Here is a 14,078-nt window from a genome sequence, read left to right as displayed (position 1 = left end):
CTCCTCCTACATCCAATCCAAAATCTGAATCTTATTTTTTTCAGTCCAAACGCCGACATCACCTGTCGGATAGAGGTATTCGCCAGTTTGATGTTTGAATGGATGCGGAATTTTATGCGTCTCCATCCAATCAGCAAGCTCCCCGCAAAGTGCTTTGATATCCTTTGCGCCGATAAAAATATCTCCAGGGAATCCTATCGGCATGAGCTGATGCTCTTCGCTCAGGACATATATTTCCGTCTCACAGGAAGGATCATGCACACCTGAATAGACCTCTTCTTGATCTAGGTACAGCACACTGACTTGTGCGTTTTTCGCCCAATCGGTGATCATCCGCTCTTTTTCTTCATTCGTCACGATTGTGAAGGAAGAAAGGGGTGTCTCCATTTGTTCTGTCATCGCTTCAAGTGTGTGGATCAGCTGCTGCATCAACGATTGTATTTGCTTTTCTGTATATTGATTGAGGCGATATGTGACCCGAAGCTCCAGCGTATCTCCCGGAACTGCCACAAGGGTCAGGTCATAGTTCGTTTCTTCATGACTCGCAATGTCTACAATACGCACTCCGTATGGCTCGATAGATTCAATCGGATAGTTTTCAAACACGACAATGCTGTTAAACAATGAATCTCCATTCGGGATGTGGGTCAGCTGCTGAATATCTGGCAGTACGGTATATTCGAATTCCCGCATCTGAAAAACTGTGTCCTGCGTATGTGCCAGCAGCTTGGAAATGGTCCACTCTGGCGTGATCGGCAAACGGAGCGGCAATGTGTTAATAAAGAGCCCTGTCATGCTTTCAACCTGTGGTAAATCCGCCGGCCGTCCTGATACTGTCACTCCGAACACGACATCATCAGATCCTGAATGAAGATGCAAAAGCAGCCCCCATGCTGTCTGAATCAGGGTGCTCATTGTCACCTTCTGCTTGCCTGTCATCTTTTCGAGTTTCTCCTGCATCTCGGGCGTTAGTTTGATACTTAGCTGATCAACACCTGCATCTTCATCTGAAGCATGCCCATCGTCTCCTGGAAGTGGCGTAGTCTCCTCTACTCCTGACATATAATGTTTCCAGAACGCTAGCGCCTTCTCTTGATCCTGCTTTTGCAGCCACTCGATAAAATCTTTATATGGACGGACAGCAGGAAGATCCACCTCCCGTTCATCCACAAGAGAGCGGTACAAAGAAAAGGATTCTTCAATAAAGCTGAACAAGCTCCAGCCATCGATTAAAATATGATGAAAGCTAAAAACAAACGTGCATGTGTTTTCATCACGATGGAATAAGGCAATACGAATCAGCGGTTCATCCATATCTTCTAGTTTGAAATCCTTTAAACGATCTGTTTGCAAATATTGCTGGATGGCTTCCTTCTGATCCGTTTCACTCAGGTGGCGCACATCGTGCTGAGTGAGATGAATGCTGCCTTCTGATTGAATCAACTGAACAGGCTCCTTTAGCCCTTCCCAAGCAAATGTTGTCCGCAAAATCGAATGACGTTCCACAAGCAGATTCCAGGCTTTTTCATAGGCTGCGCCGTCCGTTAAGCCTTCGAGCGTCATATGCACTTGACCAAAGTACGCCTGTGACGCTTGATCTAATAGAGCATGAAACAGCATCCCTTGCTGCATTGGAGATAGTGGATACACATCCACTACATTGTCTGGGAGATCATCGATTTGCTTTTGCGTCAGCTGAACCATTGGAAAATCAGATGGCGTAAAACCGCCTTTTGTCTCTACACAATGCGTCAGAATATCCTCCATTTTTTCTTTGAACCGTTCAGGTAACAGACGCACCTCTTCATACTGAAGCAGTTCACGATTGATCATAAAATTCATCTGAAGCTGACCGTTCACAACATATCCGTACACATCGATCAAATGCTGTCTTTCTGCTTTTGGATCATGTACATGTCCATTTCGTTCATCAGCTATATAAAGGTGTGTCTCGTCTATTTGATCTAACTGTCCAAGGTAATTAAAGCTCATCTGCGGCGCTGCCTTTTTGAGTAAACGAGATGCTGTCATGTATTGAAGCAAGCCATAGCCGATTCCCTTTTGCGGCACAGCTCTTAAGGTTTCTTTGACATCTTTGATTTGTCTCTCAACATCGGTTTGAATAAAAGGAATAAAAATAGGATAAGAGCTTGTAAACCATCCGACTGTTCGTGACAAATCCATTTGTTCAAATAAATCCTCGCGTCCGTGCCCTTCTAACGTAATAAGTAGTGGCTTTCCAACGGCTTGCGTGAGTCCTGATAAAAGTAAATCGTTTACCTCTGTTCGGTACGCTTGAGATGCCTGTCTTAGTAAAATATCTGTTTGATCCTTCGTTAATTGAATAGACAGGATTTCTGCATGTTCTTCTATATTGAAAAGCGCAGGTGTTTGAAAAGGAGAACCCTCTTCCTCTTGACTGATGATATTTTGCCAAAAAGGAACCTGCTCTTGTAATTGATCGGTTTGTGCATATTCATAAAGAGCCTCTGCCCACTGCTGATAGGACGCAGTTTTCTTTGCAAGCGCGATTTCCTGCCCTGCCGCAAGCTGCTTCAGTCCATTTAATAGGTCTTCCTGTATGATGCGCCATGAGATTCCATCCATCACAAGATGATGGGCAGCGATAAAGAGTTCAGACATACCATCACTTGTGTGAAAAAGAACGGCTTTGATGACTTCCCCTCGCTCTAATGACAACGTTCCTTGACAAGCGGCGGTCTCCATGCGGATTTGTTCCAGCGCTTCCTCCTGAGAAACACTCGTCAGATCAAAGAAGGTGACACAAGGGGTGATGCCGGGCGCACGAGTGGTTTGAATCCACGAGCCATCTGCTGCTTTTGTATAAATCGCTCTCAGCATATCGTGATGATCGACAATTTTTGAGAGAACCTGTGTCAGCTGCTTGAGCTGTATGGATTGCTTGAATTCCATATGCGCAGATAAATTCCAGTAATCTTGGTTTATCAATGATTGCTCAAAGAACCATGATTGGATCGGAAGCAGGCGAACTGCTCCTGTGACAGGCGACTGATCATAGAACGCAGCAGCATCTGACTTTTTCATAGCCAGTGCCAGTTGTGAAATCGTCTGTTTTTCAAATACATCTCTCGGCTGAATGACGTAGCCTTCCTGTGCTAAGCGCGCCACCATTTGTATGACAATAATCGAATCTCCGCCAAGCTCAAAGTAGTTATCATGTACGCCAATCGAAGGAGCGCCGAGCAGCTGAGTCCACACTTTTTCCAGTACACGTTCTTCCTCACTGAGTGCCTTGTCAGCCGGTTTGTCCACTTCTTCCTGTCTCCACTCTGGCGGCGGGAGACGTTTTTGGTCTACCTTGCCATTTGCCGTGAGCGGGAGTTCCTCCAGCTCTATTAATAGGCTTGGCACCATATAATCTGGCAGTATTTCTTTTAATTGATGGCGAATGTCTTGCGTGGTCACGCTGCCCTTTTGGACAAAATAACCGATCAACCGCTTGTGGCCACTCTCATGCTGATGCGGAATGACTGCACATTCTATGATGTCTTCAAAGCGCAGCATAGCGGCTTCAATTTCCCCGCATTCGACGCGGTGTCCGCGAATTTTCACCTGATGATCGATTCTTCCTAGGCAGTCGATGATGCCGTTTGGCAGCCAGCGGCCCAGATCGCCAGTTTTATATAAACGCGCTCCTTCTTGGAAAGGATGCGGGATAAATGATTGTGATGTTTTTTCTTCATCTCCAAGGTAACCGAGTGCAAGCCCTGTACCGCCTACATAGATCTCTCCAATGACACCTTGTGGAACCGGCTGCAGCTGGTCGTCTAGTACATAAGCTTGTGAATACGCAATTGGCTGACCGATAGGAACCGCCACCTGCCCCTCATCCACTGCCCGAATGTGATGCACACAGGAGAACGTGGTATTCTCAGTTGGTCCATAGCCGTTTAAAAGGCCTTCAGGTAAATACGGCAGCGCTTTACGGATATGAGCAGCTGACAAAGCATCACCACCGACCAATAAGGCATTGAATCCAGATAAAGCTTCTGGATGTTCCTCTGTTAATCGGTTAAACAACGGCACTGTCAGAAATCCTGTTGTGATCTTGTAAGATGTCAGCGTGTCAGCCAGCGTATCCATTGATAAAATCGTATTTCGATCGGTCAGTATCAGCCTTCCTCCGTTGAGCAGGGCTCCCCATATTTCATACGTAAAGGCATCAAAGGAAAAGCTAGCGATTTGTAAAATACGCGTATGTTCGTCAAGGGTGACATAATCTGTTTCACATACAAGCCGGATGACCGCTTCATGCGGAATCAAAACCCCCTTTGGCTGTCCAGTTGACCCTGATGTGTAATTGATATAAGCGAGTCCATCAGGTTTTAAGGCAGCAGGTTTGAGTTCTCCCTCTGATAAAAACTCTTCATATCCCTGATCAAGACAAATGAGCTCGGTTTGACTGATCGAGACTTGTTTCAGCCATTCATTTTTTGTTAGTAACAGCTGAATACCTGTATCCCTCAGCATATAATCAATTCGTGCATCTGGATATTCAGGATCAATTGGGACATAGGCCCCGCCTGCTTTCACAATCGCCAGCACCCCAAAAATCATTTCAGGCGACCTGTCGATCAGCAGCCCTACTGGTTCATGCGGCTTCACTCCTCGCTGCTGCAGATAAGCGGCAAGCCGATTGACTTTCTCTTGTAACTCCTGATACGTCCACTGGTCTTCCCCAGATTCGAGGGCGATCGCATGAGGTGTCTTTTTCACCTGTGCTTCAAACCGTTCTGTGATGAGAAGCGGGCCTGCTGGTTGTTCTGTTTTGCCGCTCCATTCATAGAGCAGCTTCTGCTTCTCTTTCTCTGGCAGATAATTCATTTGTCTGATCGGCTGTGCTGGATTTTCACAAATACACGCAAGCAGCTGTTCGTAGTAACGAAGGAACCGTTCCATCGTGTCGTCAGAAAATAAGTCTGCATCATACTCTAGTTTTAATTGAAGACCTTCCGCCCCTTCAAAAACAAACAGGGATAGATCAAACTTGGCCGTATCGTTATCTTCAATGGCTAAAACGGATGTCGCCTCACCCATCGGTGATGCTTCAAGAGGCAGGTTTTGCAGAACGAACATGACCTGAAACAGCGGCTGCTTTCCAGCCTCACGTACAATATTCAGTTCATCTACGACCATCTCAAACGGCACATCTTGATGTGCATAGGCACCCATTGTTGTTTCCTTCACTCGCTCTAATAGCTCTGTGAAAGCCGGATTCCCGCTATGATCGATCCGAAGTGCCAGCGTATTCACGAAAAATCCGATGAGCTGCTCCATCTCCGTCCGATTTCTCCCGGCAATGACGGATCCAATGACAAACTCATCCTGTGAAGACAATCGATGCAGCAAGGTAGAGAAAGCCGAAAGTAATGTCATATAAAGGGTGCTATCTGTTTTCTTAGAAAGAACCGCCAGCTGTTCTGATAACGGCTTCGACAAGCGGTATTTTTTCGTTTTTCCCCTATAGGATTGAACGGCCGGACGCGTGTAGTCATACGGCAGCATCAACTCTTCCACAGGTACCGCAAATTGCTCCTTCCAATAGGAAAGCTGCTTCTGAAGTGTTTCTCCCGTCAAATACTCCTTCTGCCATAGTGCGTAATCTGCATATTGAATTGGCAGTGGTGAGAGATCAGGCTCCCTCCCCTCGATCATCGCTGTATACCATTCGGATAGCTCCCTTGCGGCAATGCCAATCGACCAGCCATCTGACACGATGTGGTGAATGGACATCAGCAGCAAATGATCTGTTTCTGACAGCCGAATTAATTTCGCGCGAAAAAGTGCATCTTGCTCTAAGCGGAAAGGTGTGCCCGCTTCTCTTTTCGCCCATTCAGCCGCTTTTTGTTCTTTTTCTTCCTGTGATGCCAGCTCTGATACATCTACCACCTCAAGCGCTGGAAGAGTCATATGCTCATGTATGATCTGTACCGGTTCATCGCCGTTCATCGCAAAGGATGTTCTGAGCGATTCATGCCTTTGCACCATTTGCTGCAGGCTGTGCTGAAGCACCTTTACATCTAAAGGTCCATTCATCCGAAAGGAAATCGTATTATTGTATAATGCTAGATCGGGCTGTAATTGATAGAGAAACCACTGTCTTTGCTGAGCATAGGACATCGGAAGCTCCTGACCCTTTTCTATTTTCCGTATCGGAATCGCTTCATCGGCTTTGGCATATGAATCAATCCAGTCCGCTAACTCTCCAAGTCTCGTATGCTCAAAAAGAACGGCGAGCGGCACGTCAAATCCCGTTTTCTGCCTAACAGCTGACAGCATTTGCGTTGCCTTGAGCGAATGACCTCCGAGTAGAAAGAAATGATCACCACAGCTGATGTTTGAAACATCAAGCAGTTCGGACCAAATGCGCGCCAAGAGTTTTTCCGTCTCAGTTTGAGGTGCTCTGTCCTCTGAACCCTGTCCACTTTCCTCTATTAATTCATTGAAATGCACTTCGTCCGGCATCCCATCCTCTGTTTCTTTCCAGTATTCTTCAGGATAGAGATGTACGGAACATTCCCCAGATAGACGAGACTGTATACACGTATAAATGGACTGATACAGCCTTTCTTCAATAGCCGTTGTTTGATCAGTCTTGAAAAAGACATATACGGCCTGTTCTGTTTGAATATCCCCCTGTATCATTTCTTGAATATCCTGCTTCGATCGATCCAACCCGATATAAATGAGAGGAGTATCTGTCATCAAGCATGCCAGCATTGTTTGAATGCCTGCCCGCTTTGGAATCGGGAGGTAGCCTCTTTCTTTTAGCATGCCTTTGATCATTGAGCCTTCACTCATTCCCGTCTCATCCCACATACTAAAGCTAAAGCAATACGGCTTTACTGTAGAGGTGAGCCTCTGATAATGAGCAAATTGTTCAACGAACTCATTGGCCGCGCAATAAGCGCCAACGGTCATCCCGCCCTTTAACGTTCGAGCTGACGAGCTAGAAAGGAATAAGACATTCTGCCGTTTAGAAGCTGCTTCATGTAGCGCAATCGTGCCATATACCTTCGCTTCGTACATCGCATGTAATGACACAGACGTCATGTCACGAAGCAGCTCTTCTTGAATGATGCCAGCGAAATGAATGACGCCATGCAGCCTTTTGCCTAAAGCTGCCTCCTGTTTTGAGATCAAGGCTTCTATGGCTTTTGCGTCAGTGATGTCCACCTTTTCATAAAGAACTGTGCCACCGCGCTTTTCCGCTAATTTCTCAAGTGAAATCAATACGTCTTGCTGCTCCACAGATAAAGCCTCTCTCGCCTTTCTTCCAACCAGCACAAGATGCGCTTGATAGGATGTCAGCAGGTGCTCACTCAGCAACCGCCCAATGCCGCCAAGCCCGCCTGTTATCACGTAAAGCCCGGATGATTCAAACGGCGGCTTCTTCCTCCTTTGTTCTTTTTCCAGATGAAGCGGCGTTAAAAGAGGAGTATAACGAACACCTTCGCGATAAGCGGCGATATGATGGCTTGTGTCATGTGTAAGCTCTGTCATAATCGATGATGCATGAGAACGACCAGCAGCTGATTCTGCTAGAGAAAAATCAAGACACCGCACCTTGATAAACGGCCATTCATGCTGAACAGCTGTCATCAATCCTGCTGTCGTTGCTTTCTCCACATCATGTGTTTGATCTTCCGGCAAATTCATCGCATGAGCAGAGATAAAGGTGATCTCTACTGGCTCCTCATAGGCAGCGATCGCTTTTGTTACATATAATGCACTCATGCTGCCAGTTTTCTGCGCTTCTTTTGCAAACGCTGCATGAAGTGTGTCTTCTTGAGTTGTGTAGTTCCAAAGGTGAATGATTTGTTTCACCGAAACGCCATACGAACGGAGCGTCTCAAAGAGTTGTTCGTAGTCAGACGGCCGATTCGGGTGGATGATGAAGTGTGTATGTGTGAGTTGTGTGAATGCTTGACCCGGTTCAACCGTAATATAGGTTTCTTCATTGCTTGAAAGGGATCTCAATTGATCTGCCAGTCCTAATGTATCTGCAAAGATCACCGTGTTCCCTAATGTTTGTTTTTGAGCTTCATGGAGCGGAGCAGGTATCCACTTCTTTTGTAAACTCCAATCAGGCAAGGTGTGTTCATTTTCAAGTCTGATGTCCAGCTCCTTGATGATTTCATCGAATTCGCCTTCCTGCCATCGCTTCTTGAGCTGTGCCCTCTCTATTTTTCCAGAGCTTGTTTTCGGAAAGGCATGCTTCTGGACAGGGATCACGCGCGATGCAGATAGCCCCATTTTTGTTGCAATTTGGGATTTAATATTTTGACTTGCCCTCATGATATAAGAAGGTTCATACAGCTTCGGTGTAAAAAAGAGAATCAGCTCGTCGGATGCAGATGCTTCCATCCGAGCGGAACAAGCGGCTACAAAGCTCGTTTCGACGCCGGGTACTTCTTCTGCAATGACTTCAATTTCATAGTTGTGATAATTTTTCCCGTTGATGATGATCATGTCTTTTTCTCTACCGGTTAATGTCAGCCTTCCTTCGTGCAGGAAACCTAAATCCCCCGTGTGGAACCAGCCGTCTGTTTGAAAAACTTCTTGATTCGCTTCGTCATTCTTGTAATAGCCCTTCATTGTCGTCGGCCCTTTAATTTGCACACTGCCAATATGATCTTCGGGAAGAAGCTCATGCTGATGGTTAACGATACGAATCGTAATACCCGGAATTGGTCTTCCCAGCTCTGTAAAGCTGACGGTTCCTGTCTCCCGTGCCTCCGCTGGTCTTAGCTGCTCTGTGAGTGATGTTTCCTCAAAGGTTAGAACCCCGCTGCTTTCATCTCCCCGCTCTATCGCAAAAGAGAAGACAACGGCTGAAGAGATTTCAGACATGCCGAATGCTGGTCTAATGACGTCTCCCTTTAAGCCATGTGGAGCCAACAAGTGTAAAAATCGTTGAATCGTCTTCGGTACGACCGCTTCTGCCCCATTGATCATACAGGTCATAGCAGAAAGATCCCAAGATCCTGACGAGATGTCTTTCTCATAATCATTGATCATCGCAAATGCGAAGTTAGGCGCCCATGTCTTCGTTGCACGGTAGCGGTCCATCCAGTCAAGCCAGCGCAGCGGCTGAGCGATAAAATCATCTGTTCTTGCCCGAACCTGCTCACAGCCCGTGTACACATTGACAAGGTGAAACATCACAATACCGCCAATATGATCTAAAGGCATCCAGTCTAACGACACATCCTCTTGTGTAAACCCGTTGGCTGCCACTGTTCCTTTGACATTCGCCAGTACGCTTCGATGAGAATGTTCTACGCATTTGGGCATCCCTGTGCTTCCAGACGTTAAGATAAAAAAGACTGAATCATCCGGTGACGCTGGATAAGCTTCTATATCTCTTTCTAAAGAAAGCATCGGCTCAACGGCTGCGACACGTAACTTGTCTGTATGCCACAATAAAGCTAAGCCTTGCACCTCATCAACCAGCGAGTCATCTGTTAAAATGAGCGGATGCTCCAGCAGGTTCCACGCATGATGAAGCTTCTTCACAGAGGCATTCATTTCCCGATAGGTCGGTGCAGCGGACACTAGTGTTGGAACAAATCCTCCCAACACACACGCCCAAAAGGCTGTTACCATCGCATGATTGGATGAAAACTGAAAGAATACAGGATCACCCGGTTCAAGTCCTAAAGCCCTCAAACCTGTCAGAACCCGCTCGGCGTCCTCCTTTAACTGCGCGTAGGATTGTGTGAGTTCATTTTCACTATTGACGATATAAGTCAGACCATTTTTCGTTTTTGCCGCCTCTGTTAAGGCGTCCTGCAAGGTTTGGGCTCCTGCCTTAACATCTAGATCCCCTCCATAGGAAAGGGCGGGCGGCATGTCCGCTAAAGCAGGGGAAGCCGTTTGCGTCTGTATCGATTCAGCTGCGGCTTCCTGCTCCATGTGATTGTCGAGAAATAAATGAGAGAGGTGATATGGCCGCGGTCGAATGGTTTTTTCATGAGAAAAAACAGCGAAGCGTTCGAATTCGTTGGTTTGTAAAATCGTTCTCTGTACATCTTGTAAAATCGTATCCATTGATTCATGTACATTTGATTTATTTATAATTGATGGTTTCATATGAGTTCCTTTCCTTTTTTGTCAGGCAGGGCTGCCAATATGCACCCCTGCCTGAACTAAAGTTTACAAAACGGCTTCTCTATTTTTTTGATTCACGATCTTTTGGATCAGCTGGGCATTTTGGGCTGCACATTCTTTGTTTTTGAACATGTCAGCGTGTTGACCGTAGCCTTGATAATAGCGATAAGCACCGGTCGTCGCCTTTTCCCAATGATCCATCCAGTCTGGAATCTCAATTTGCTCTTTTGATTGGATGAAATCAATATCTGCTTGTATCTTTCCTTGATTCACCCCCTTAACAAATGTTTCATAATAGGCCCGCGTTTTTTGAGCAAGCGCTTCTTGAACGAGCTCTTCTTGGGCAAGTTCACTTTGCTTTGATTGATGAACAATCGCTTGGATATCGTCCTCGATGGATCGTCCTTCTAAATCACTTTCTCCAATTTTCTTATAGGAATCGATCATGATGACCTTATCCACCGTCCGTCCTGCTTGTTCAAGCGATTGAACGAGATCAAAGGCCAGATAGCACCCGCCAGAGTAACCCATCAAAGTCAGAGGCCCTTCAGGCTGAAGATGCTGAATATGCTGAACGTATTGCGTCATGCGGTGATCAGCTTCAATAAAATCAAAGGCGATCAAACGAACGCTATCGAGCGTTTTGGCGGCTTCCTGATAGATAAAGCCATAGCCCGGTAATGGCGGAAGAGCAAAGACTGTTGGCGTTTGAGATTCATTGAATACAAGATAGCCGGCAGCTTCATGATCCTGCTGTTGAATATAACGGCTGATGGCTTCAATTGTAGGTGTCTCAAACAACAAGTGAATAGGCACCTGAACATCGAATTCCTTCGACACCTTTGATAAAAGCGACATCGCTTTTAAAGAATGTCCTCCAAGCTCAAAGAAATGGTCATCTGTACTGATATCATCTCGTTCAAGCACTTCACGCCACATGACAAGCAGCTTTTGTTCTACCTCATTTGCCGGAAGCTTCACATGGCGGTTTCCTTGAGGCGCTTCTGGCTTTGGCAGCTGACGTTTATCAACTTTTCCATTTGGTGTCAGCGGCATTTTCTCAAGTCTGATCAGCTCATGAGGCTGCATGTAAGCCGGAAGTTTCTCCTTCAGCCCTGACTTGATCACATCAACTTTGTCCTTCCACTTCTCCTCACATGTCATATAGGCGAGCAGTCTTGTATGCTGCGAGCCATGCTGATCCGTTATAAGGGCAGCTTGCTTTACGCCTGGATGCATGAGAAGGTGGGCTTCAATTTCTGTCAGCTCAATTCGGTGGCCGCGAATTTTCACCTGATCGTCCACTCTGCCTGCATACTCAATCAGACCGTCTGCTCGAAAATAAGCCAAATCTCCCGTACGATACAGCCTTTCTCCCGTAGCAAATGGATGTGTGATAAAGGCTTCTTTTGTCAGATCAGGACGATTCAAATACCCCTTCGCAAGCCCTTTGCCGCTGAGACAAAGTTCTCCGACCATTCCAATCGGCTGAAGCTGTCCTTGCTGGCTCAATATATAAGCACCCGTTTGGTTAATCGGCTTTCCGATTGGAATAGAATGCGCTTCTATCGGCGGAGCTTCATCTACAGGATAATAGGTGGCAAAAACGGTTGATTCGGTTGGGCCGTAGACATTGATTAGTCTGCCTTTTCCCATGACATCAAAGGCTTTTCTCACATGCTGTACAGATGCACGCTCCCCTCCGAATAACACCTTGCGCACACTGTGCATCCAATCGGTTTCTTCATCAACGAGAAGATTAAATAAAGCAGTTGGAACAAACATGACAGAAATGCTTTCTCTTTTAATGAGCTCCGTCAGCTCATGCATATCTAAAATGGTGTCTTTTTTCGGCAAGACAAGCTTTGCCCCATTTAAAAGCGCACCATATACATCAAAGGTAAAGCCATCAAATACGCTGTTGGATAGCGACAGCAGTGTGTCTGTTTCTGAAATGGTTAAGTAGTTCGTATTTTTAACCACCCGGGCAATATTGGAATGGGTTGTCATGATGCCTTTTGGCTGACCCGTTGTACCTGATGTATACATGATATATGCCGTATCGTGTAAACCTGCTTCTAGCGGCAGATTCTCTGAGCTCATAAGTGAAATTTCCTGATCATCTGCAAACAGATACGTACCAGTAAACCCGAGTCCCTTCGCCTGACCAATAAAGGATGAGTGAGTCAGAAGATGCGTCGCTCCGCTGTCTTTAAGCATGTATTGAATGCGGCTTTCTGGATAATCAGGATCAATTGGCACATAGGCTGCACCTGCTTTTAAGACAGCAAGCAGACTGACAATGAGTTCAGGTGTTCGATCGGCTAAAATGGCGATGACCGTTTGATGTTCAGCCCCATTTTTTTGCAAATGCCTTGCCAATCGATTGGCCTGTTCATTCAGCTCGGCATATGTCATCGTTTGCTCTTCTGCTGATAGTGCCACTGCATTTGGCTGTTTGCCGACATTATGCTCAAACCATTTCGACAAATACAACTGGTCATGCTCAAGCTCAGGTGCATTCCATTCCTCAAGAATCTGCTGTTTTTCCTGCTTCGTGACGAGCGGGAGTGTATGAACCGATTGATCGGGATGCTTGACCGCCTCATTTATCAATAGACTGAGCTGTTCCTTTAACTTGTGAACAAATTGAGAATCAAACGCTCTTTTGTTAAAGGCCAGCTTCAATAGTAATTCTTCTCCAGGCGATGCGAGCAGATTGAGATCATAGTTTGATTTTTCATAGACATTCATGTTATCCACCGTGAACCCTAACCGTGCCTCTTGCTCGTCCTTCTTTGCAGCTGGGACATTTTCAAACACGACAATATGATCAATGAGCTGCTGCTGACCTGTCTTTGCCTGAATATCATAAATGGGAATATATTGGTGCGGCTCGGCTGCCAGAGACTGCTGCTGTGTTTCTGACAGGAGTGCACGAAATGTCATGTGATCTGTCAGCTGAATTCTTCTTGGTATGACATTGATGAATAATCCAACCATCCTGTCAACGCCAGCCAAGTCTGCCGGGCGTCCTGACACAACTGTTCCAAACAGCACATCATTTGACCGCTGATACCTGCTCAGCAGAACCGACCAAACGGATTGAAGCGCACTGCTTAACGTCGCATTTTGCTGCAGCGCTAACTCTGACAAAGCAGCCGTTTCTTCTTTGCTCATGGACCATTCAATTTCGCCTAATTCATGTTCATTCGTTTGTTTTCGCTGTTCTTTAAAGGTTGATTGTCCATCAAACCCTGCTAATGATTGCTGCCAATATTGAAGTGATGCTTGTTTATCTTGTTTTTCCAGCCACTTTATATATTCTTTATATGGTTTGACCGGTTCTAGCTTATAAGGAACGTCATGTAAAAGTGCATGGTAAATCGCAAACAACTCCTGCACCACAAGTCCAAAGCACCAGCCATCCAGAAGGATATGATGATAGCTCCATATCCATCGATAGCTGGCAGAACCCGTTTGGAAAACAGATGCCCGCATGAGAGAATCCTTCGAGAGGTCAAATCCTCTCAACTGATCCTGTTGTTTGAATTTCTCGATACGTTCAAGCTGTTCGTCTTCAGAAAGATCTTGCAAGTCCACAACATCAAGTGTAAAAGGACGCTCCTTTAGCACAACTTGGACAGGGCGCTTTACTTTTTCGTGGAGAAACACGGTACGAAAAATATCGTACCGCTCCACGATGATATTCATGCTTTTCTCAAGTAAGTCATGATGCAGTGTGCCCTTAACGTTCATATCCATTTGCTCTACATAGAAGCCCTTTTCTTGATGATGGAGGGTATGAAACAGCATTCCTTCTTGCATCGGTGACAGATAATACATGTCTTGAACTTGATCCCTTTTAAATTGACTCATCTATTTCATCCTCCCTTCCTATTTTTATGACTGATCTCGTGTGT

2 protein-coding genes are annotated in these 14,078 nt (G+C 45.9%); both read right to left on the bottom strand.

Annotated elements, in window-relative coordinates; genetic code table 11:
* Positions 1-6: 6 nt before the first annotated feature.
* Positions 7-10,137, bottom strand: a complete 10,131-nt coding sequence (locus tag NST59_RS01960) for an amino acid adenylation domain-containing protein (RefSeq protein ID WP_341039862.1) — start codon at positions 10,135-10,137, stop codon at positions 7-9.
* 63 nt (positions 10,138-10,200) lie between these two features.
* Positions 10,201-14,034, bottom strand: a complete 3,834-nt coding sequence (locus NST59_RS01955) for a non-ribosomal peptide synthetase (RefSeq protein ID WP_144490713.1) — start codon at positions 14,032-14,034, stop codon at positions 10,201-10,203.
* Between the last annotated feature and the right edge of the window lie 44 nt (positions 14,035-14,078).

It is taken from the genome of Bacillus sp. FSL R5-0439, assembly GCF_038008805.1.
Lineage (GTDB): Bacteria > Bacillota > Bacilli > Bacillales > Bacillaceae > Bacillus > Bacillus safensis.
This window is presented reverse-complemented; position numbering and strand designations above follow the sequence as displayed.